The sequence below is a fragment of the Escherichia whittamii genome (assembly GCF_014836715.1).
GTDB classification, from domain to species: domain Bacteria; phylum Pseudomonadota; class Gammaproteobacteria; order Enterobacterales; family Enterobacteriaceae; genus Escherichia; species Escherichia whittamii.
Map to the genome: position 1 here is coordinate 1 of NZ_JACSQI010000018.1, position 23080 is coordinate 23080.

Sequence of the window (23080 nt, forward strand, 5' to 3'; positions counted from 1 at the left end):
GGTGATGACGGGATCGAACCGCCGACCCCCTCCTTGTAAGGGAGGTGCTCTCCCAGCTGAGCTAATCACCCGATACTACGCTGGATACTACAACTAACTATGTTAGTGGTGGGTCGTGCAGGATTCGAACCTGCGACCAATTGATTAAAAGTCAACTGCTCTACCAACTGAGCTAACGACCCACTTTTGCGTTGCTTTTGGTTTGTTTGATATCCCGTGGCAACGGCGGCATATATTACTGATTTCAGACTTGAGCGCAACAAAAATTTCGATGTAGATCACTCAACTGCTTATGATTCGCACGACACGACCAGAAATAATGCGACTTCTGGTCGCGTGTTATGCATTACATGGCGTTCAGACGTTTTTGCGCCTGTTTAGCGCCATCAGTACCAGGGTATTTACTGATAACCTGCTGATACACGGCTTTTGCTTTCGCGGTGTCACCTTTATCCTGCATGATGACGCCGACTTTAAACATCGCATCTGCAGCCTTTGGTGACTTCGGATAGTTTTTCACCACCGAAGCAAAATAGTACGCCGCATCATCTTTCTTACCCTTGTTGTAGTTTAACTGACCCAGCCAATAATTGGCGTTGGGCAGGTAAGTTGAATCAGGATAATTTTTGATGAAATTCTGAAATGCCACCATCGCATCATCCTGGCGGGATTTATCCTGCACCAGCGCAATAGCTGCATTGTAATCAGTGTTTGCATCGCCGCTTTTCACCGGCGCGCCAGCATTTGCAGTACCTGCATCAGCTGTCGGCGTCGTTGCCGCCGCCCCGCTTTGATCGCCGCTGGTTGATTGTGCCGCTGCGCCACCGCTGCTGAGGCTATCGATCTGCAACAGGATCTGCTTTTGCCGCTCCACGACCTGATTCAGTTGATACTGATTTTCCTGAATTTGACCACGCAGGGAATCAATATCGGACTGATTATCAGAGAGTTGTTGCTGGAGTTGGGTTAAAAGCTGGCTGTGAGCATTAGAAATACGCTCAAGTTGAGTGACACGGTCTTCGACCGAGCCTGAGCCGACACTACTGATTGGTGCCTGAGCAAAAGCGGCCCAGGGGGCCGCTATACCAACCAGTAACGACAGACTCAATAGTTGATGTCTGAAGTTACTGCTCATGCAATTCTCTTAGTAAACCAGTACCGCACGACGGTTTTTGGAGTATGCCGCTTCGTCATGACCCAGTACTGCAGGTTTTTCTTTACCGTAAGAAACGATGGAGATCTGGTCTGCAGAAACGCCTTTACCCTGCAGGTACATCTTAACGGCGTTTGCACGACGTTCACCCAGGGAGATGTTGTATTCCGGAGTACCACGTTCGTCCGCGTGACCTTCTACGGTGACTTTGTAAGACGGGTTGCTACGCAGGAAGTTTGCGTGTGCATCCAGCATTTGAGCGAAGTCAGAACGGATATCGTATTTGTCCAGATCGAAGTAAACGATGTTGTTCTGCTGCAGCTGTTGCATTTGCAGACGAGCCTGCTCTTCGGAAGACATGTTGCCATTTCCGCCGTTCGCATCCATACCAGTGCCGGCACCCAGCATGCCTTCGCTGCCGTCATTGCTGGCGTTCTTGTTGGAAGAACATGCCGCAATTGCCATAACAGGCAGAGCAATCATCAGCCCTTTCAGCACTTTGTTCAGTTGCATTTCAATGATTCCTTTACTATTCAATTAATTATTATCACAGATACGGCGACCAGGCAGGGAATTTGACCTGTCCATCAGTTGCCGGAAGACGCGCTTTGAAACGCCCATCTGTAGAAACCAAATTCAGCACGGATCCCATCCCCTGAGAAGAGCTGTAGATTACCATAGTGCCGTTAGGTGCCAGACTTGGCGTTTCATCCAGGAACGTTGAGGACAGAACTTGTACGCCTCCCGTTACCAGATCTTGTTTGGCAATGTGCTGCTGCCCACCATTGGAGCTGACCATTACCATAAATTTACCGTCGCTGCTGACATCCGCATCCTGGTTCTGCGAACCTTCCCAGGTAATACGTTGCGGCGCACCGCCGTTGATATTCACTTTATAAACCTGCGGACGACCGGCCTGGTCAGAGGTAAAGGCCAGGTTCTGACTGTCCGGGAACCAGGTCGGTTCGGTGTTGTTGCTGCGACCATCTGTCACCTGACGGATTTGACCAGAGGCTAAATCCATTACGTACAGATTCAGGCTACCGGTTTTAGACAGCGCGAAAGCCAGTTTGCTGCCGTCTGGCGAGAATGCAGGCGCACCGTTGTGACGCGGGAATGAAGCAACCTGACGCACCGCACCGTTAGCCAGCGTCTGGATAACCAGCGCGGAACGACCGCTTTCGAAGGTAACATATGCCAGTTTAGAACCGTCCGGTGACCACGCCGGAGACATCAGCGGCTGCGGAGAACGGTGAACCACAAACTGGTTGTAGCCATCATAGTCAGACACGCGCAACTCATACGGGAACTGGCCGCCATTGGTCTGAACAACATAGGCAATACGGGTACGGAACGCACCTTTAATGCCGGTCAGTTTTTCAAACACTTCATCACTGGCGGTATGACCAGCGTAACGCAGCCATTGCTTGTTTACTTTGTATGAGTTCTGAGCAAGTACAGTACCCGGTGCACCGCCGGTATCAACCAGCTGATAAGCGACATTATAAGAACCGTCCGGATTCGGAGTTACCTGACCTACAACGACAGCGTCAATGCCCAGCGCAGACCATGCAGCCGGTTGAACTTCCTGCGCGCTACCTGGCTGTTGAGGCAGACGAGCGCGATCTAACGGATTAAATTTACCGCTGTTACGCAAGTCAGCAGCAACGATGCCGCCAATATCTTCAGGTGCCGCACCTGGTCCCGCCCACTGGAATGGAACGACACCAATAGGACGACCGGAATCTACACCACTGTCGATCACAATGCGGACTTCAGCATGCAGAACTGACGCCCACAGTATGAGAAAACCAAATGCTACTCGTAATGCCTGCTTCATCATATCTCCCTTATCTGGACAGATAGCCCACGATAATTTAGCAGAATGTTAACAAACTCAAATACACAAAACTACCAGAACCCGACGATAACCGGTGTCTGATGTTGACCGCCGTGACGCCCAACATCGCGATTACGGTTTGAAGTCCAATGGTGCGTTCTTGAACACTTCATATACTGCCTGGCTTGGTGGTTTTGGGATCTTCGCAAGTTTAGCTGCTGCCAGTGCAGCCTGACAAAGTGCGGGATCGCCACCTTCAGGTTTGATATCCAGTAACATGCCATCTGGTGCCAGTTTTATGCGCAACGTACAGGTTTTACCTGCATAAGACGAAGCATCATAGAACTTACTTTCGATAGCAGATTTAATCTGCCCGGCATAGTTATTGATATCTGCGCCTGATGCGCCATTGTTTTTAGTATTACCACTCCCGGCAGGCGAAGCATTGTTCCCTTTCGCCCCTCCCCCCGTTTTCGGTGCATTCTTACCAGAGCTTAGTTCACCGAAAATATCATCTGCCTCTGCGGCAGCTTTTGCTGCAGCCGCTTTTTCAGCTGCTGCTTTTGCCGCTGCCGCTTTTTTGTCTGCGGCGGCTTTTTCTGCAGCGGCTTTCTTATCAGCGGCAGCCTTTTCAGCAGCCGCTTTTTCTGCCGCTGCTTTTTTCTCGGCTGCGGCTTTCTCTGCGGCTGCTTTCTTATCCGCAGCCGCCTTTTCAGCAGCCGCTTTCTTCTCAGCTTCTACCTTCGCCTTTTCAGCAGCTTCAGCAGCTGCTTTCTTTCTAGCTTCCGCAGCGGCTGCTTCTGCCGCTTCCGCTTTCTTCTTCAGCGCCGCTGCAGCTTTGGCGGCTTCGGCCTCAGCTTTTTTCTGCGCTTCTGCTGCGGCTTTGGCGGCTTCTGCTTCTGCTTTTTTCTTCGCGTCCGCAGCTGCTTTCTTCGCTGCTTCTTCCGCAGCTTTAGCATCCGCTTCGGCCTTCGCTTTAGCATCTGCCGCAGCTTTCGCTGCCGCCTCTTCCGCTTGTTTTTGCTTTAACTCAGCTTGTTTAGCCGCTTCTTCAGCCTGCTTTTTCTGCTCCTGAGCTGCTAAACGTTCTTTTTCAATTTGCTTCAGGCGTTCCTGTTCTGCAGCTTGTTTCTCGCGCAACTCTTCAGCAGCCTGCTGCTCCTGTTTCTTACGCTGTTCTTCAGAACGCTGCGCACTTGATTCCTGGCTTTGCATGCGCTTGTACTGCTCAACTATTGCGCCTGAATCAACCATGACGGCGTCGATGGATGAACCACCGCCGCCACCGGCTGAAGCTTCTATGTTCTCATCGAACGAACTCCAGATCAGCGCCGCAAATAAAATGATATGCAGCACTGCTGAAATAATTATCGCCCGTTTGAGCTTGTCGTTTTGTTCGGTTGCCTTTGACACTCTCGGTTCCCAAAAACTGTTCGCCTGTTACCCGCTCTCTTAAAGCAAGGGAAACGCAGATGCTTAAATAGGCTGCGTCATTAAACCAACCGATTTCACACCCGCACTGTGTAACAAGTTCAGCGCTTTAATTATTTCATCGTAAGGCACATCTTTTGCGCCACCGATCAGAAAGACCGTTTTCGGGTTGGCCTTGAAACGACTGGACACTTCTGCCACCACCTGTTCTGGTGGTAAACGCTCCAGACGATCTTTCTCAACCACCACGGTGTACTGACCAATACCAGACACTTCAACAATCACAGGCGGATTATCGTTACTGCTCACTGCCTGTGATTCAGTAGCGTCTGGCAGATCGACCTCCACGCTCTGGGTAATAATTGGCGCCGTTGCCATAAAGATCAGCAGCAGCACCAGCAGTACGTCCAGCAACGGTACGATGTTGATTTCGGACTTGAGATCGCGACGACCTCGTCCACGCGCTCTGGCCATGGCTTACCCCTTGTTGCTCTCGCTAACGGTAAACGCCTGGCGGTGCAGAATCGCGGTAAACTCTTCCATAAAGTTGTCGTAATTCAGTTCCAGTTTGTTTACGCGCTGGTTGAGGCGGTTGTAGGCCATAACCGCTGGAATAGCGGCGAACAGACCGATAGCTGTGGCAATCAACGCTTCTGCGATGCCTGGCGCAACCATTTGCAGTGTTGCCTGCTTCACCGCGCCGAGAGCGATAAAGGCATGCATGATCCCCCAGACTGTACCAAACAGACCGATATATGGGCTGATAGAACCCACCGTGCCGAGGAACGGAATGTGCGTTTCCAGACTTTCCAGCTCACGGTTCATGGAAATACGCATCGCGCGCGACGCACCTTCCACTACGGCTTCCGGTGCATGGCTGTTGGCACGATGTAGGCGCACAAATTCTTTGAACCCACTGTAAAAGATTTGTTCCGACCCCGAGAGATTATCTCGTTTTCCCTGGCTCTCCTGATAGAGGCGAGAAAGTTCGATTCCAGACCAGAATTTATCCTCAAACGCTTCTGCTTCACGAGCTGCGGCGTTAAGAATACGGGTCCGCTGGATAATAATGGCCCAGGATGCGATTGAAAAACCAATCAAAATCAACATGATAAGTTTAACCAGAAGGCTCGCCTTCAGGAACAAATCAAGGATATTCATGTCAGTCACTGCTTAAACTCCGCGACAATAGACTTGGGAAGCGCACGAGGCTTCATTTTGAGTGGGTCAACGCAAACAATCAGAACCTCGGCTTCATTCAGCAGAGTATTCTCAGCGTTGACAATACGTTGCGTGAAAACCAAAGAGGTGCCACGCATTGATGTTATTTCAGTCTGTATTTCGAGCATATCGTCGAGCCGCGCAGGTGCGTAATATTCCACCGTCATCTTACGCACCACGAAGGCAACGCGTTCAGCCATCAGCGCCTGTTGACTGAAGTGATGATGACGCAGCATCTCTGTACGTGCTCTTTCATAAAAAGCGATGTAACTGGCGTGGTACACCACACCACCGGCATCGGTATCTTCATAGTAGACGCGAACCGGCCATCGAAACAGCGTTGTATTCACTTTACATCCCGGTAATGCAACAAAAGTTAGAACTTTTAAACGCTGCTACTATACGCGTGCGATTGAGGTTTGGGAATGAGGGCAAGTTAAGGGAGCGTAAAAATTTATGGACTGTTGAAGGTCCATAAATTTTTAAAGAGAATTCTGATTTAAAAGAAGAAGAAAATCAGCCCGACAATGAGAACAATATCGGCAAGCAGTGGGCAAAAAATCCCTTGCCAAAGAACCTTCTGCGGACGAAAACCCACGCCGTGAATTACGCCTGCGCAGACGGCCCACATCAGCAATAATCCATGCCAGATTTCCAGTTCACTGGTCTTCGCGGCAAAACGTGATGGGTCCCAAAACATACATCCTGCTAACAGAAGTGCCATCACTAAGGAAAGCGCCCGCAAGGGGCGCTTTTCCATTACCGCATACAACGTTGCGATAATCTTACTCATTAGCTGTCTTCTTGACCGGCTTTACCTGATTCGACGTGCTCAAGCGCCAGCGCGGTGATTACCCCAAACGAACAGGCAAGAAGCGTTCCCAGAATCCATGCGAAATACCACATTATTAGCTCCTTACTTAGTACAGAGAGTGGGTGTTACGTTCAATGTCTTCTTTGGTGATACGTCCGAACATTTTCCAGTAACACCAGGTGGTGTAGAGAAGAATGATCGGAACCAGAACCACCGCAACCCAGGTCATAACGTTAAGCGTCAGCTGGCTGGAAGTTGCATCCCACATTGTCAGACTTGCATTCATCATGGTGCTGGACGGCATCACAAACGGGAACATTGCGACACCGGCAGTCAGGATGATGCAGGCCAACGTCAGGGAGGAGAACACAAACGCCCACGCGGCTTTATCCATACGTGCAGTCAGGATGGTCAGCAGCGGCAGAACAACACCCAGCGCCGGAATAGCCCACAGAATCGGCATATTGTTGAAGTTCACCAACCATGCGCCAGCTTCACGAACCACTTCTTTATTCAGCGGGTTAGAGGCTGCGTAATGGTCCATTGTCGATTTCACGACATAACCATCGATACCGTACATCACCCATACACCAGCCAGTGCGAAGCACACCAGTGTCACCAGCGCCGCCACCTGAGCCGTTGCACGGGTACGCAGGTGCAGTTCGCCCACGGTACGCATTTGCAGATAGGTTGCGCCCTGAGTGATGATCATCCCGACGCTCACCACACCAGCCAGCAGGCCGAACGGATTAAGCAGCTGGAAGAAGTTACCGGTGTAGTACAGACGCAGATATTCATCCACGTTGAACGGTACGCCCTGCAACAGGTTACCGAACGCCACGCCAATCACCAGCGGCGGAACGAAGCTACCAATGAAGATGCCCCAGTCCCACATGTTGCGCCAACGGGTGTCTTCAATCTTGGAACGATAATCAAAACCGACCGGACGGAAGAACAAAGACGCCAGCACGAGGATCATCGCGACATAGAAGCCGGAGAACGCAGCGGCATAGACCATCGGCCAGGCAGCAAACAGCGCGCCGCCCGCGGTGATAAGCCAAACCTGGTTACCGTCCCAGTGTGGTGCGATGGAGTTAATCATAATTCGACGCTCGGTGTCGTTACGACCGAGGAAACGGGTGAGCATGCCCACCCCCATGTCGAAACCGTCAGTGACTGCAAAACCAATCAGCAGAATGCCAACCAGCAGCCACCAGATAAAACGCAATACTTCATAATCGATCATTTGACGACTCCTGTCTTAGCGTGCCGGCTGAGTAGTCGTGGAAGACTGCTCAAAGTGATAGCGACCGGTTTTCAGGCTGCTTGGGCCAAGGCGTGCAAATTTGAACATTAAGAACAATTCTGCCACCAGGAACAGGGTATACAGACCGCAAATCAGTACCATCGAGAAGATGAGGTCGCCTGCGGTCAGTGACGAGTTCGCCACGGCGGTAGGCAGCACTTCACCGATAGCCCACGGTTGGCGACCATATTCAGCAACGAACCAGCCAGCTTCTACAGCAATCCACGGCAGCGGCATACCGTACAGCGCGGCGCGCAGCAGCCATTTTTTCTCGCCAATACGATTGCGGATGACACTCCAGAAGGAAAGCGCAATGATTGCCAGCAGCAGGAAGCCACACGCCACCATGATACGGAACGCGAAGTACAGCGGCGCTACACGCGGAATGGAGTCTTTGGTTGCCTGTTGAATCTGCGCTTCAGTCGCATCAGCCACATTCGGCGTATAGCGTTTCAGCAGCAGACCGTAGCCAAGGTCTTTCTTCATACTATTGAACTGGTCACGGACAGCCTGGTCGGTAGAACCAGAACGCAGTTGCTCGAGCAGAGAGTATGCCTTCATCCCGTTACGGATGCGTTCTTCATGCTGCACCATCAGCTCTTTCAGGCCGATAACCGGTGTATCCACGGAACGCGTTGCGATAATACCCAGAGCGTAAGGGATCTGGATCGCAAATTTGTTCGTCTGCTCATCCTGATCAGGAATACCGAACAGAGTAAAGGCAGCAGGCGCAGGTTGAGTTTCCCACTCGGCTTCAATTGCAGCCAGTTTGGTTTTCTGCACGTCGCCCATTTCGTAACCAGATTCATCACCCAGAACAATAACAGACAGAACGGCAGCCATACCGAAGCTGGCAGCGATAGCAAAGGAGCGTTTTGCGAAGGCGAAGTCACGGCCTTTCAGCATATACCATGCGCTGATACCGAGGATGAACATCGCGCCAGTCACATAACCAGACGCTACAGTGTGAACGAATTTCACCTGAGCAACCGGGTTAAGCACCAGCTCGGAGAAGCTCACCATCTCCATACGCATGGTTTCGAAATTGAAATCCGACGCGATTGGGTTTTGCATCCAGCCGTTCGCGACCAGAATCCACAGAGCGGACAGGTTTGAACCGAGCGCCACCAGCCAGGTGACACACATATGCTGAACTTTACCCAGACGATCCCAACCGAAGAAGAACAGACCTACAAAGGTGGATTCGAGGAAGAAGGCCATCAGACCTTCGATTGCCAGCGGCGCACCGAAGATATCCCCTACATAGTGGGAATAGTAAGACCAGTTAGTCCCGAACTGGAACTCCATGGTCAGACCGGTTGCCACGCCCAGAGCGAAGTTGATACCAAACAACTTGCCCCAGAACTTGGTCATATCTTTATAAATCTGTTTGCCGGAAAGGACGTAGACCGTTTCCATAATGGCCAGCAGGAACGCCATACCGAGCGTCAGTGGCACAAAAAGGAAGTGGTACATCGCGGTCAAGGCAAACTGTAAGCGCGACAGTTCGACTATATCTAACATCATGACTCCTTGCTCATCGCATGAAGACTCCGAGAGTGAACCCCGTTAGAAAGGGTCACACGCATGCCCCAATACAAATGTATTTGCTCGCCCCTATCGTTGCCACTTCATCAAAAGAGGAAAAGACAATGATAAAAAGTTACAAATATGTTAATGAATAAACCAAATTGATCCCGCAATTATATTACGCTGCAAAATCCTTACAATAAACAGGTTTTTATTGAGCAAATTTGCATTTTTCGACAGTGATCAATTTATAGCGAAATTGTCACTACCCCACCAATTTGATCTACAACAATTTATCGCATTTTACTGATTTTTTTCAAGATTTAAAAATTGATTTATATCAAAATCAATCAAATATGTTAATCACATGTAAACTATAGATTACTGATGATTTTATTGTTAATTTATTGTGATATATAAGTGCAAAATATTTATCCACCAGGAAAGATATAGATAAAAAACCAGTACTTTATTTAACAAAAGCACCTTGCCGACTTTTTATAATACTAATTGATTAGATTAGCCAATTTGTTTTCATTTTACATAACATATTTTTATCAAAGTTAATTGATTGTTGTCTTTATGAGCACCAATCTTTATCCCCGGAATGTTATTGTTTTCTTGCTAATAATCACATTAAAGGATTGATTTGTAGATTGCAGGGAGAAGAAAAGAAAATTTTTAAGCGAAATTGCATCTGATATAAGTATTTTTCCATTCTTATATTCAACGAACAGCTCAGTGACCCAACACCAAACAACATGAGATTCAATAACTAAGTTTATCCTGTGTTGTTATATGTAAATTATTTTTATTAGCCCAACTGCAAGGCGAGACAATGAAACGGTATTATATCTGAACGTTATTGAACACCAGCCCCCTCTAAGTAATACGCTCGACTGGTCCAGAATAATCATTTCATTAGAGATGATTAATTATGTCCAATGAATAGCCCCCCCAAATGAGTTATTAACCATTTGTTACTTTCAACATTACCGTTACAATTCTATGTTAATACGGCAGTAAATTGTATTAATAATGCACAGCCAACTTTATGGAACTGCTTTTATAACCAGCCCACTCTCACAAAAATGCAAATCAGATGTTGATCACAAATATATCAACACATTAAATCAATATAATTTGAAAAATTAAAATCAATAACAGCCATATATGTAAATAGTTGAAATAACTGTCATATTTAAAGCAACCACATAAACAAGCATTTTTCGAAAAATATTTTGAAAATAGATCAATTGCAACCTGACGACAGGACAAAGACACTCCAGTGTTATTAATCATGTGCCGCAGAAAACGGCCATAAATACGACGTGTGTAACTTATTTTACCCTCTCTCTGTCTTACAAAGGATTCCCCATGAAGAAAGCAACACTTGTGCTGGGCGTTATTGGTGCCGACTGCCATGCAGTTGGCAATAAAGTTCTGGATCGCGTTTTTACTTCCCACGACTTCAGAGTCATTAACCTGGGCGTAATGGTCAGCCAGGATGAATATATTGATGCCGCCATTGAAACTGGCGCTGACGCGATAGTGGTTTCCTCTATCTATGGACATGGTGATATCGACTGTCTGGGCATGCGTGAACGCTGCATCGAACGTGGACTTGGCGACATTCTGCTCTATGTAGGCGGTAACCTGGTGGTGGGTAAACATGACTTCGCCGACGTGGAAATCAAATTCAAAGAGATGGGTTTTGACCGCGTCTTCGCCCCCAGTCATGACTTAGAAGATGTCTGCCAGCTGATGGCCAACGATATCAACCAGCGTCATGGTGTTGAAACACGTATTTTCGAAGAGGCCATCTGATGCAAATCGTCTCTGTCGATATTGGATCGACGTGGACCAAAGCTGCCCTCTTTACCCGGGAGGGGGACGCGTTAACGCTGGTTAACCACGTTCTGACTCCAACCACCACGCGTCATCTGGCCGATGGTTTTTTCTCAAGCCTGAATCAGGTGTTAAACGTAAATAACGCCCTCCCCCTGTTAAAAAGTGGCGAAGTCGCATTGAAGTACTCCTCTTCAGCCAAAGGTGGACTGGCGGTTGCCGCAATGGGATTAGTGCCTTCTATTACCCTGGAATCCGCGAAAGTAACCGCTCACTCTGCTGGCGCTAAAATTGCGCAGAATTACTCCTACAAGCTGAACCGCCGTGATATTCAGGCGCTGGAAGAGTCACCACCCGATATCCTCTTGTTCACGGGCGGCACCGATGGCGGAGAAGAGAGTTACGGGCTAAATAACGCCCGTGTGCTGGCGGAATCAAAACTCGATTGCGCCATTATTTATGCCGGAAACCGGGATATTCAGGACAACATACAGGACATCCTCGGGCATAAAGATCTGACCATCGTCGATAACGTCCTGCCTGATCTTGAAAATCCCTCCCCTTTCGCCGCACGTCAGGCCATCTGCGACATTTTCCTCAAACGCATTGTTAAAGGAAAAGGGCTGGATGTAATTGTTGATGAAACGGGCGAAGAGCCGATGCCGACGCCGTGGACAGTTTTTGAACTGGTTAAGGCAATCAGTAATGTCGATAGCAGTTGGAAAGAGTTCATGCTGATCGACATGGGCGGCGCAACCACCGATATGTATTCTGCCTGCGCCAATAATCTCTCGCCCGACACCGTTTTACACGGCGTACCGGAACCATTCGTAAAACGGACCGTTGAAGGCGATCTGGGAATGCGCGTCTCAGCCATAGTGGTTGGTGAAAGCGCAAAAGACTTAGTTAATGTGCTCTTTTCTCAGCACCCCACACAGCAGGACGCTTTTTATCATTATCTCCGTCATTTAGTCGCACATCCCGATCATTTACCCACTAACGCAGAAGAAAAATATTTCGATACTGTGCTGGCCGGGCTGCGCGTAGGTTACGCCACTGAACGTCATGCCGGCACCAAAAAAGAGGTCTGCACCTGCGTCGGCAATGTCGATTTACAGATGGGACGCGACCTGACCACCGTGCGCAAAGTCGTTGGTTCCGGTGGATAGCTGTCGCGCGCAAGCCAGTTTGATATTCATCGTTGGTTGAAACACCGCGAGTTAAACGACGACGGCAAACGCATTCTCTTACCGACCGAATTTGAATATTACCGAGATCCACGGGGGCTATTTCCACTGCTGGCAAACGTCGCCAGAGTAGATCCGCAGGCCGCCGCGCGTACCAGTATTCAATGCTTAACCCTATAACAATTAAGGCAGCAATCAATGGAACTTCGAAATAAGAAATTAACCCATGACGAATTCATGACCGAGCGGCAACAGGTACTGAAAACCTGGGAAACCGGCAAGGATGTTGAAAACTTCGAAGATGGCGTTAAATATCAACAAACCATTCCTGATCATAAACGCTTTTCCCTTGCCCTACTGAAAGCAGACCTGGAAGGTAAAACACTTAGCCAACCGCGCGCAGGCGTGGCGTTGATGGACGAACACATCGAACTACTCAAAACTCTGCAAGATGAGTGTGATCTGCTGCCGAGCACCATCGATGCCTATACCCGTCTGAATCGTTACGAAGAAGCCGCGATAGGGATTAAAAAATCCATCGAAGCCGGAACCTCTAAACTGAACGGTTTACCGGTGGTTAACCACGGCGTCGCAGCATGTCGTCGTCTGACCGAAACCCTGCAAAAACCGCTACAGATCCGCCACGGCACACCAGATGCGCGGCTGCTGGCTGAAATTTCAATGGCCAGCGGCTTCACCAGCTATGAAGGCGGCGGCATTTCCTACAATATTCCGTATGCCAAACGCGTGACACTGGAAAAATCGATCCGCGACTGGCAGTACTGCGACCGTTTAATGGGGCTGTATGAAGAGTACGGTATTCGCATCAACCGCGAACCGTTTGGCCCGCTTACAGGTACCTTAATTCCACCGTTTATCTCGCACTCTATTGCGATAATCGAGGGCTTGCTGGCGCTGGAACAGGGCGTGAAATCTATCACCGTCGGTTATGGTCAGGTCGGAAGCCTGACGCAAGATATTGCGGCGATCCAGTCTTTGCGTGAACTCGCTCACGAATACTTCCAGAACCATGGCTATGCAGATTACGAATTAAGTACGGTGTTCCACCAGTGGATGGGCGGTTTCCCGGAAGACGAGTCAAAAGCGTTCGCGATTATCTCCTGGGGCGCGGCGGTTGCCGGAATGTCGGGCGCAACAAAAGTGATAACCAAGAGTCCGCATGAAGCCTGGGGCATCCCTACCGCTGCCGCCAACGTGCAGGGGCTGAAAGCCTCCCGCCAAATGCTCAATATGGTTAGCGATCAGAAATTCCCGCCGTGTCCTGCGGTGGAACTGGAAGTTGAGCTGATTAAGAGCGAAGTTCGCGCCGTGCTGAATAAAGTGTTCGAACTGGGGAATGGGGATATCGCGCGCGGTACGGTGCTGGCATTTGAAGCGGGCGTACTGGATGTGCCTTTTGCGCCAGCCGCCTGCAACGCGGGCAAAATTCTTCCGGTCCGCGACAACACCGGCGCAATACGCGTGCTGGAAGCTGGCGCCGTTCCGTTGCCAAAAGACATTCTCGACCTTCACCACGATTATGTTGCCGAACGCGCACGCGTTGAAGGACGCCAACCGACATTCCAGATGGTTGTAGATGACATCAATGCTGTATCCCACAGTAAATTAATAGGAAGACCATAATGAAAATAAAACAGGCCCTGTTCACCGCTGGCTACTCCTCATTCTATTTCGATGACCAGCAGGCGATAAAAAACGGAGCGGGTCACGACGGATTTTTTTATACCGGAGAGCCGGTTACGTCTGGTTTTAGCGCAGTTCGTCAGGCTGGGGAATGCGTTTCAGTTCAGTTGATTCTGGAAAATGGTGCAGTCGCGGTTGGTGATTGTGCTGCGGTGCAGTACTCCGGAGCAGGCGGTCGCGATCCGCTGTTCCTCGCAGAGCATTTTATTCCGTTCCTTAATGACCATATCAAACCGTTACTGGAAGACCGCGATGTGGATGCGTTTGTGCCGAACGCCCGTTTTTTCGACAAGCTGCGTGTTAACGGCAACTTGCTGCATACCGCCGTGCGCTATGGGTTATCGCAGGCGCTGCTTGACGCTACCGCGCTGGCAACGGGTCGTCTGAAAACTGAAGTAATTTGCGATGAATGGCAGCTACCGCGCGTGGCGAAATCCATTCCTTTATTTGGCCAGAGCGGCGACGATCGGTATATCGCCGTCGATAAGATGATCCTCAAAGGGATCGACGTGCTGCCCCATGCACTGATTAATAACGTCGAAGAGAAGCTGGGCTTTAAGGGGGAAAAACTGCGCGAATATATCCGCTGGCTGTCAGATCGCATTCTGAGCAAACGCACCAGCGCTCGCTACCACCCTACCCTGCACATCGATGTATACGGCACCATCGGTCTGATCTTCGACATGGATCCTGTTCGCTGCGCGCAATACATCGCCAGCCTGGAAGAAGAAACACAAGGTCTGCCGCTGTACATTGAAGGTCCGGTCGATGCCGGTAACAAGCCTGACCAAATTCGCCTGTTGACTGCCATCACCAAAGAGCTGACGCGCCTCGGTTCCGGCGTGAAAATTGTCGCTGACGAATGGTGTAACACCTACCAGGATATCGTTGATTTTACTGATGCAGCCAGTTGCCACATGGTGCAAATCAAAACGCCTGATCTGGGCAGTATTCACAACATCGTCGATGCGGTTCTGTACTGCAACAGCCACGGAATGGAAGCCTATCAGGGTGGCACCTGTAACGAAACCGATGTCAGCGCCCGTACTTGCGTCCACGTAGCTCTTGCCGCGCGTCCCATGCGGATGCTGGTAAAACCGGGAATGGGGTTTGACGAAGGCCTCGACATCGTGTTCAACGAAATGAATCGGACTATCGCGCTGATGCTGGCTAAGGATTAACAGATGGCTCGTTCTTTTAAAGTCTTATCACCTACTGCAATCCTCGGTTATGGCTTCCCTGAAGAGAGCTTCCGCAAAGCGATGGCGGAATCTCCCGACCTGATCGCCGTTGACGCCGGTTCTTCCGATCCTGGACCGCACTATCTGGGGGCGGGTAAACCATTTACCGACCGCGCGGGGGTTAAACGCGACCTGCGCTATATGATAACCGCAGGGGTACAAAATAATATTCCGGTGGTGATCGGGACGGCAGGTGGTTCTGGTGCTGCCCCGCATCTTGAATGGTGTCGTCAAATTATTCACGAGATTGCGCAAGAGGAAAAACTTTCGTTCTCGATGGCGCTGATCCCGGCGGACGTTGACAAAGCCATCGTCCACCAGGCGCTGGATAACGGCAAAATCACGGCACTGGATTTTGTCCCGCCGTTAACACACGACGCGATTGACGAAAGTACCTATATCGTCGCGCAAATGGGTATTGAACCCTTCCAGCGGGCGCTGAAAGAAGGCGCACAGGTGGTACTGGGCGGCCGGGCTTATGATCCGGCCTGTTTTGCCGCGCTACCAATCATGCAAGGCTTTGACGAAGGGCTGGCGCTGCATTGTGGGAAAATTCTTGAGTGCGCGGCAATCGCCGCAACGCCCGGTTCTGGCTCTGACTGTGCGATGGGCATCATTGATGACAACGGCTTTACACTAAAGACATTTAATCCGCAGCGTAAATTTACCGAAACGTCAGCAGCTGCACACACGCTGTATGAGAAATCCGATCCCTACTTCCTGCCGGGACCTGGCGGTGTTCTGAATCTGAAAGGCTGCACCTTCAAAGCCGTGAACGACGGTGAAGTTTATGTCAGCGGTTCTAAGCATGAAGAAACGCCATATGCACTGAAGCTGGAAGGCGCGCGGCAGGTGGGCTTCCGCTGCCTGACCATCGCCGGCACTCGCGACCCAATCATGATCGCCGGGATCGACAAAATCATTGAAGAGGTCAAAGCCAGCGTGACGCGCAACCTGTCACTTCCCGATGACAGTATTCGAATGACATTCCACCTGTACGGTAAAAATGGTGTCATGGGCGACCACGAGCCCGTGGAAACTGCCGGACATGAACTGGGGATCGTCCTGGATGTGGTCGCACCGACGCAAGAAATCGCCAACAGTGTTTGCTCACTGGTGCGCTCCACTATGTTGCACTATGGCTATGAAAATCGCATCGCCACTGCGGGCAACCTGGCGTTCCCGTTCTCCCCTTCTGATATCCAGAGTGGCCCCGTATACGAGTTTTCTATCTATCACCTGATTGAAGCCAACGACGCACTGCGTTTTGATTTCCATATTGAACAGGTGACGCCAGAAGGAGTTCAGGCATGAAACAGTCTATTGTCTCACTGGCACAGGTTATCCGCTCGAAAAATGCCGGGCCGTACGAGCTGGTGTTAGATATTTTATTTAAAACGAAAGAAAACTATGAGCGCGTTAAATCATCCGGGCAATTAACCCCAGAACTGATTGCTGACTTATATCATGTTGAACCTGACTTTATTCATCGTATTGTCTGGTTTGATCCTTCTAATGCAGTAAAAATCGTCATGCCACGAGATATCATCTCCGGGAATGTGGGCGATAATGATGTTTATGGTGCGCAGCAGCACGCCCCTTTATTAAGCATTCATTTTGATATTTAGTAATTAATACTGTTTAGATTATCAATCCCATAAATGTACCTGCACAGATATTTATGTCAGGTGCATTTATCTAAACATATCAATAAAATAGATTACGATGCGCGCCAATATTATCACAGCAGGAATAAATAGTGGCCTACGTTCCCCTAAAAATCATAAAACAATCACTCGTAATTAAATAATACTTAAGTCAATACCGAATGACAACGTGATATAACTCATCCAGTCTCTGCGGGAAAAAAGGCCTGCCTTATCATTCGGTAAAAATAACCACAATGTGAGAACACATTATGTCTAAACCATTTATCTGGCAAGAACCGTTTTTACAATATAAAGACGCAACGGAATATAAATTAATCAGCAATCAATACATTACAGTAACGGAAATAGACGGCGAAGAAGTGATAAAAGTCGCCCCGGAAGCATTAACGTTGCTTGCCCGGGAGGCATTTTATGAAGCCTCTTTTTTCTTACGTCCCGCTCACCTGCAACAAGTCGCCAGCATTCTGAACGATCCGCAGGCCAGCAGTAATGACAGATATGTGGCCTTGCAGCTACTGCGCAATGCCGAAGTCTCAGCAAAAGGGATATTACCCAACTGCCAGGACACCGGCACCGCCACCATTGTCGCCAGCAAAGGGCAACACATCTGGACCGGAGGCAATGACGCCGAAGCCTTAAGCAAAGGTATTTACACCACTTTCCAGGAAAATAATCTGCGCTTTTCACAAAATGCGCCGCTGGATATGTATACCGAAGTCAATACACAAACCAATCTTCCGGCACAGATTGATATCAGCGCCGTCCCCGGCGACGAGTACCATTTTCTGTGTGTCAATAAAGGAGGTGGCTCCGCCAATAAAGCTGCGCTTTACCAGGAAACCAAATCTCTCCTGCAACCAGAAAAACTGACTGCGTTTTTAATCGAAAAAATGAAATCGCTGGGAACTGCCGCCTGTCCGCCCTACCACATCGCCTTTGTCGTCGGGGGACTTTCTGCCGATCAGGCGTTAAAAGTCGCCAAACTAGCGTCGACAAAATACTACGATAATCTGCCCACCAGCGGAAACGAGCAGGGACAAGCTTTCCGCGATGTTGAGCTGGAAAAAACCTTACTCGACGCCAGCCAACAATTTGGCATTGGTGCTCAGTTTGGTGGCAAATATTTCGCTCATGATATTCGTGTTATTCGTCTGCCGCGCCACGGTGGCTCCAGCCCAATTGCTATGGCGCTCTCCTGTTCCGCCGATCGTAATATTAAAGCCAAAATTAACAAGCACGGTATCTGGCTGGAAAAACTCGAACATAATCCGTGGCAATATATTCCAGCCTCAATGCGGGAAGAAAATCACGCACATAACGTACAGATTGATCTAAATCGTCCATTGCGTGAAGTAATGCATGATCTCGCCACATTACCGATCGGCACCCGTGTGTCGTTAAGCGGCCCCATTGTGGTGGAGCGTGATATCGCCCACGCCAAAATAAAAGAACGACTGGATAACGGCGAACCGATGCCGGATTACCTGAAGCATCATATCGTCTATTACGCTGGCCCTGCGAAAACACCGGAAAATATGGCCTGTGGTTCTCTTGGGCCAACTACGGGCGGTCGAATGGATGGTTATGTCGACGCCTTCCAGGCCGCTGGCGGCAGTCTGGTGATGTTATCGAAAGGCAACCGCAGCCAGCAGGTTACCGATGCCTGTCACAAACATGGCGGCTTTAATCTGGGAAGTATCGGCGGTGCGGCGGCGTTACTGGCGCAAGAATATGTCAAAAGCCTGCATTGCCTGGAATATCCGGAGTTGGGCATGGAAGCAGTGTGGATGATGGAGGTTGAAAACTTGCCCGCGTTCATTCTGGTGGATGATAAAGGCAATAATTTCTTTAGCCAGTTTGAGCAGCAACACCGCTGCGCCACTTGCCCTGCGGGGCATTAATGAAAGTGAACGTTACGATTTAGTCGTGCTGGATGAGCTGACCTTTATGCTGGCTTACCATTTTCTGGATACTGAAGAGGTGAACGCTTCACTGCCAAATCACCCGGTCAGGCACAGCCAGGTATCGACTGGTAATGACTGCGCCTGGCATCTCGCCAGGCGCAGGTTTTACATCTCCTCCGGTACGACCGATTTTGCAAACAACCACTCACGAAAGAGTTGCAAGTGCGGATAATCAGCCTTCTCTTCCCGCCACGTCATAATAAATCGATTGCCGGTGCGAATAGGCACATCACACGGGATCACCATATCACCGCTATCTAAATCGTGTTGAATTGCAAACCGAGGCAAAAGCGCCACACCGAGATTAGATCGCACGGCGGCAATCAGCATTGAAAGTAAATCAAAACGTGGCCCGTTATTCACCAACGGGCTACTAACGCCAGACAATGCAAACCACTCTTCCCAGCCAGTAATACGGGTACTTTGATGCAGCAGTGGTAGCTCACTTAATAGCTCTGCAACAGACAGTTTTTGGTCAGGAAGTGAAAGTAAACTGCCGCTGCATACCGGCAGGATCTCTTCCTCAAAGAGATATTCTACCTCCGACCAGGGCACGCAAAAATTTTCACGCATAATGACGGCATCGTATTCCCGATTCAGAAAATCCCCGTTATTAGCCAATGAGTGAATATTGACAATAATATCGGGATACAATTTATTGAACTCACGTAAATTAGGGATCAACCAGTGCGTACTGAAAGTCGGATTGACAGCAAGCTCAATAACCTGAACCGTAGGCTGCCAGGTCATGATAGTATTTGTGTCACGTTCAAGCTTATTCAATGTTTCTTTAACAATTCCCAGATAATGCTTTCCGGCATCATTAAGAAATATTCTTCTTTTAGAATGCGCAAATAATGATATATGTAGAAACTCTTCCAGTGCGCTAACTTGCCTGAATACTGCGCTTTGAGTTAACGCTAACTCCTCTGCCGCTCTGGTATAACTTTCATGGCGTGCGACTACCTCAAAAGTTACCAGCAATTCCGTTTTGGGTATTTTTCCTCTCATAATGCCGTCCCTTAAAAATAGTTTAAACTATCAAAAAATCATTACTTATTGCTAAGTAATGGCAACCAAAGCAGCGATAAATATTTTATAAAAATCATGAACGATATTTATAACCCACAAGCCCGTCGTGACAATTCTCTCAATCAGATAATAATAATCCGAAAAGCACAGCGCCCTTCGGATTATTATGATTCGAGTTAAGTGAAGATTATTAAATTGATAGCAATTATCATATCTGTGGATATTATGATAAACAATCAACAAAAAATTTATTTTTGATTTATAGCATATCCTTCTAAGAATTTTTGCGAAGCTGCAATATCTGGGGTAAAGACCCGATCCTGGTCGACAAACGGCACGACTTTTCTATATTCGGTAAACATCGCTTTGGTGGATTTTCCTAATGCCAGTTGTGGATTGGCCTGCAACCGCAAATCGAGAGCCTGTGCGGAATGCATCAGTTCAATGCCATAAATCACGTTCAGATTATCGACAACCTGTTTCAATCTTCTGGCCGCGTGGTCGTTATTGGCACCGGTATCTTCAATACCTCCGGCAACGGGTTGAATATCGAAAGAAACAGGTAACGGGTACGCAGACGAAAGTCGATGCTACTTTGCTGTCACTCGATATTTAATTATCAAGTTTCCGCCAGAGTCACCGCCAGCGGTTGTGCGCGCCCATGCCCCCCAGACCCGCAGTCAGGATCCATTTACCCATTATCCTTAAAATAATAAAAATTGGAGCGTGACAGATAATTCGAAACAGAAAAAACAGGTATGCACAGAAAATTTTAAAATATGGTTCATGGAGAATATGAATTTTCATTTTCCACAAAATGACATCGTGAGGACGCGCCTGTCGCTTTAAGGATATTGCTGCGGTTATCGACGCCCAGCAGAAAGCTGCCTGCGGTCAGATTTCAACCGTGGTTAACGTTTAAGGCATAAAAAAAGGCCATCATAAGATGGCCAACCATGTCGAAACCGACAGCCCTTCGCCATTCCTGTAGAGGGAAGCGGCGAGGGCTATTTCTTATTACAGATATTTATTTCAGAACAGTTTTCAGTGCTTCACCGATGTCAGCCAGGCTGCGAACGGTTTTCACGCCTGCGGCTTCCAGGGCAGCAAATTTCTCATCCGCAGTCCCTTTCCCACCGGCAATGATGGCCCCCGCGTGGCCCATACGTTTGCCTTTCGGCGCAGTCACACCAGCAATGTAACCAACAACTGGCTTGGTAACGTGCTCTTTAATGTATGCAGCCGCCTCTTCTTCAGCGCTACCGCCGATCTCACCGATCATCACGATCGCTTCGGTCTGCGAGTCTTTTTCGAACATTTCGAGAATATCGATAAAGTTAGAGCCAGGGATCGGATCGCCGCCGATACCAACACAGGTCGACTGACCGAAACCGTAATCCGTGGTCTGTTTAACCGCTTCATAGGTCAGTGTACCGGAACGGGAAACGATACCCACTTTACCCGGTTTGTGAATGTGACCCGGCTGGATACCGATTTTGCATTCACCCGGAGTGATTACGCCCGGGCAGTTCGGGCCGATCATACGAACGCCTGCTTCGTCCAGTTTCACTTTCACAGTCAGCATATCCAGCGTCGGGATGCCTTCAGTGATGGTGATAATCAGTTTGATGCCTGCATCGATAGCTTCCAGAATGGAGTCTTTGCAGAACGGAGCCGGTACGTAGATAACAGAAGCGGTAGCGCCAGTGGCAGCAACGGCTTCACGCACGGTATTGAACACCGGCAGGCCGAGGTGGGTAGTACCACCTTTACCTGGGGTTACGCCGCCAACCATCTTAGTGCCGTATGCAATGGCCTGTTCAGAGTGGAAAGTCCCCTGGCTACCAGTAAAGCCCTGGCAGATAACCTTGGTGTTTTTATCAATTAAAATGGACATTATTTCCCCTCCACTGCGGCAACAACCTGCTGCGCTGCATCCGTCAGACCTTTTGCTGCAATAATATTCAGGCCGCTGTCAGCCAGTTTCTTCGCGCCGAGTTCGGCGTTGTTACCTTCAAGACGTACTACTACCGGTACGTTAACACCCACTTCCGCTACCGCGCCGATGATACCGTCAGCGATCAGGTCGCAACGAACGATACCGCCGAAGATGTTAACCAGAACGGCTTTCACTTTGTCGTCAGAGAGGATGATTTTGAACGCTTCAGTTACGCGCTCTTTGGTTGCGCCGCCGCCAACGTCAAGGAAGTTAGCCGGTTCGCCACCGTGCAGTTTAACGATGTCCATCGTACCCATCGCCAGACCTGCGCCGTTAACCATACAACCGATGTTGCCATCCAGCGCAACGTAGTTCAGTTCCCACTGTGCAGCTTGTGCTTCACGCGGATCTTCCTGCGACTGGTCGCGCATTTCGCGCAGATCAGGCTGGCGGAACAGGGCGTTGCCGTCAGCGCCCAGTTTGCCGTCGAGGCAAATCAGATCGCCCTGTTTGGTAATGACCAGCGGGTTGATTTCGATAAGCGCCAGGTCGCGCTCCAGGAAAATGGTCGCCAGGCCCATAAAGATTTTGGTGAACTGCTGAACCAGTTTACCTTCCAGACCCAGTTTGAATGCCAGCTCGCGCCCCTGATACGGCATCGGGCCAGTCAGCGGATCAAGCGCAACTTTGTGGATCAGGTGCGGGGTTTCTTCCGCCACTTTTTCGATTTCCACGCCGCCTTCGGTGGAGGCCATAAAGACCACGCGACGGGAACTACGGTCAACAACAGCACCGAGATACAGCTCTTTAGCGATATCGGTCGCTGCTTCAACCAGAATCTGGTTAACCGGTTGGCCATTGGCATCTGTTTGATACGTTACCAGACGCTTGCCTAGCCAGTTTTCTGCAAAAGCACGGATGTCTTCTTTGCTGTTTACAACTTTCACACCGCCCGCTTTACCGCGGCCACCAGCGTGAACCTGACATTTTACTACCCACGGACCGGCACCGATTTTTGAAGCGGCTTCTTCTGCTTCGCGCGGAGTAGTACAGGCATAACCCACTGGTGCTGGTAAGCCATAGCGGGCAAACAGTTGTTTTGCCTGATATTCATGTAAGTTCATGTGTTCTGTCCATCCTTCAGTAATCGTTATCTTTTAAACCGTAGACCGAATATGACGTATCGTTTCCGGGCATTGT

General features: G+C 49.4%; 21 protein-coding genes, 1 tRNA gene and 2 pseudogenes. 8 read left to right on the forward strand and 16 right to left on the reverse strand.

Features of this window, described 5'->3' with window-relative positions; genetic code table 11:
- Positions 1-106 precede the first annotated feature (106 nt).
- The 12 genes from H9644_RS19980 to cydA form a co-directional block, all read right to left on the reverse strand.
- A tRNA-Lys gene (locus H9644_RS19980) sits at positions 107-182 on the reverse strand.
- Positions 183-346: 164 nt separating this feature from the next.
- Positions 347-1135: a cell division protein CpoB gene (cpoB, locus tag H9644_RS19985; protein ID WP_191776248.1), complete on the reverse strand. Its 789-nt coding sequence runs from the start codon at positions 1133-1135 to the stop codon at positions 347-349.
- A 9-nt stretch (positions 1136-1144) separates the two neighbouring features.
- Entirely contained in the window at positions 1145-1666 is a 522-nt protein-coding gene (gene pal, locus H9644_RS19990) for a peptidoglycan-associated lipoprotein Pal (protein WP_001295306.1), read from the reverse strand.
- A gap of 34 nt (positions 1667-1700) precedes the next feature.
- Complete coding sequence (tolB, locus tag H9644_RS19995) at positions 1701-2993, reverse strand: Tol-Pal system beta propeller repeat protein TolB (RefSeq protein WP_010352214.1); 1293 nt, start codon at positions 2991-2993, stop codon at positions 1701-1703.
- Between the two features lie 132 nt (positions 2994-3125).
- Positions 3126-4406 carry a cell envelope integrity protein TolA gene (gene tolA, locus H9644_RS20000; RefSeq protein ID WP_191776264.1) on the reverse strand — a complete coding sequence of 427 codons (1281 nt, stop codon included), beginning with the start codon at positions 4404-4406 and terminating at the stop codon, positions 3126-3128.
- A gap of 63 nt (positions 4407-4469) precedes the next feature.
- Complete coding sequence (gene tolR, locus H9644_RS20005) at positions 4470-4898, reverse strand: colicin uptake protein TolR (RefSeq protein ID WP_000090097.1); 429 nt, start codon at positions 4896-4898, stop codon at positions 4470-4472.
- A gap of 3 nt (positions 4899-4901) precedes the next feature.
- Entirely contained in the window at positions 4902-5594 is a 693-nt protein-coding gene (gene tolQ / locus H9644_RS20010; RefSeq protein WP_074399532.1) for a Tol-Pal system protein TolQ, read from the reverse strand.
- Positions 5591-5995, reverse strand: coding sequence for a tol-pal system-associated acyl-CoA thioesterase (gene ybgC / locus H9644_RS20015; protein ID WP_001098372.1), 405 nt, complete (start codon positions 5993-5995; stop codon positions 5591-5593). The genes tolQ and ybgC overlap by 4 nt, the downstream gene beginning before the upstream one ends.
- Positions 5996-6144: 149 nt before the next feature.
- Positions 6145-6438 carry a cyd operon protein YbgE gene (ybgE, locus tag H9644_RS20020; protein ID WP_064528854.1) on the reverse strand — a complete coding sequence of 98 codons (294 nt, stop codon included), beginning with the start codon at positions 6436-6438 and terminating at the stop codon, positions 6145-6147.
- Entirely contained in the window at positions 6438-6551 is a 114-nt protein-coding gene (gene cydX, locus H9644_RS20025) for a cytochrome bd-I oxidase subunit CydX (protein ID WP_000270283.1), read from the reverse strand. The genes ybgE and cydX overlap by 1 nt, the downstream gene beginning before the upstream one ends.
- 14 nt (positions 6552-6565) lie before the next feature.
- A complete protein-coding gene (gene cydB, locus H9644_RS20030; protein ID WP_064528856.1) occupies positions 6566-7705 on the reverse strand; it encodes a cytochrome d ubiquinol oxidase subunit II in 1140 nt (379 codons plus the stop codon).
- Between the two features lie 15 nt (positions 7706-7720).
- Positions 7721-9289, reverse strand: coding sequence for a cytochrome ubiquinol oxidase subunit I (gene cydA, locus H9644_RS20035; protein WP_064528858.1), 1569 nt, complete (start codon positions 9287-9289; stop codon positions 7721-7723).
- Between the two features lie 1383 nt (positions 9290-10672).
- Here cydA and glmS point away from each other — a divergent pair.
- The 8 genes and pseudogenes from glmS to H9644_RS22020 all read left to right on the forward strand — a co-directional run bounded on the left by glmS (position 10673) and on the right by H9644_RS22020 (position 19081).
- Positions 10673-11122: a methylaspartate mutase subunit S gene (gene glmS / locus H9644_RS20040; protein ID WP_064528860.1), complete on the forward strand. Its 450-nt coding sequence runs from the start codon at positions 10673-10675 to the stop codon at positions 11120-11122.
- A pseudogene (glmL, locus tag H9644_RS20045) lies at positions 11122-12510 on the forward strand (methylaspartate mutase accessory protein GlmL). Before glmS ends, glmL begins: the two are co-directional and overlap by 1 nt.
- Before the next feature lie 18 nt (positions 12511-12528).
- Positions 12529-13974 carry a methylaspartate mutase subunit E gene (locus H9644_RS20050; RefSeq protein WP_191776267.1) on the forward strand — a complete coding sequence of 482 codons (1446 nt, stop codon included), beginning with the start codon at positions 12529-12531 and terminating at the stop codon, positions 13972-13974.
- Positions 13974-15215, forward strand: a complete 1242-nt coding sequence (locus H9644_RS20055; protein WP_191776270.1) for a methylaspartate ammonia-lyase — start codon at positions 13974-13976, stop codon at positions 15213-15215. The genes H9644_RS20050 and H9644_RS20055 overlap by 1 nt, the downstream gene beginning before the upstream one ends.
- 3 nt (positions 15216-15218) lie before the next feature.
- Positions 15219-16589 (forward strand): acyclic terpene utilization AtuA family protein, encoded by a 1371-nt coding sequence (locus H9644_RS20060; protein WP_191776273.1) that lies wholly within the window; start codon positions 15219-15221, stop codon positions 16587-16589.
- The gene (locus tag H9644_RS20065) at positions 16586-16903 is read left to right on the forward strand and encodes a DUF4387 domain-containing protein (protein WP_064528869.1); all 318 of its coding nucleotides are present in this window, start codon (positions 16586-16588) and stop codon (positions 16901-16903) included. The genes H9644_RS20060 and H9644_RS20065 overlap by 4 nt, the downstream gene beginning before the upstream one ends.
- Positions 16904-17193: 290 nt before the next feature.
- Complete coding sequence (locus H9644_RS20070; protein WP_225221487.1) at positions 17194-18846, forward strand: class I fumarate hydratase; 1653 nt, start codon at positions 17194-17196, stop codon at positions 18844-18846.
- A gap of 46 nt (positions 18847-18892) precedes the next feature.
- A complete protein-coding gene (locus H9644_RS22020; RefSeq protein ID WP_404825906.1) occupies positions 18893-19081 on the forward strand; it encodes a hypothetical protein in 189 nt (62 codons plus the stop codon).
- On the opposite strand, the gene H9644_RS20080 is transcribed toward H9644_RS22020, so the two are convergent.
- The 4 genes and pseudogenes from H9644_RS20080 to sucC all read right to left on the reverse strand — a co-directional run bounded on the left by H9644_RS20080 (position 19015) and on the right by sucC (position 23004).
- The gene (locus H9644_RS20080; RefSeq protein WP_191776276.1) at positions 19015-19920 is read right to left on the reverse strand and encodes a LysR family transcriptional regulator; all 906 of its coding nucleotides are present in this window, start codon (positions 19918-19920) and stop codon (positions 19015-19017) included. The two genes, H9644_RS22020 and H9644_RS20080, sit on opposite strands and share 67 nt — an antisense overlap.
- A gap of 269 nt (positions 19921-20189) precedes the next feature.
- Positions 20190-20495 (reverse strand): annotated as a pseudogene (locus H9644_RS20085) (aromatic amino acid lyase); the annotation flags it as partial.
- Between the two features lie 473 nt (positions 20496-20968).
- Positions 20969-21838: a succinate--CoA ligase subunit alpha gene (sucD, locus tag H9644_RS20090; protein ID WP_064528877.1), complete on the reverse strand. Its 870-nt coding sequence runs from the start codon at positions 21836-21838 to the stop codon at positions 20969-20971.
- A complete protein-coding gene (gene sucC, locus H9644_RS20095) occupies positions 21838-23004 on the reverse strand; it encodes an ADP-forming succinate--CoA ligase subunit beta (RefSeq protein ID WP_001048602.1) in 1167 nt (388 codons plus the stop codon). Before sucC ends, sucD begins: the two co-directional genes overlap by 1 nt.
- Between the last annotated feature and the right edge of the window lie 76 nt (positions 23005-23080).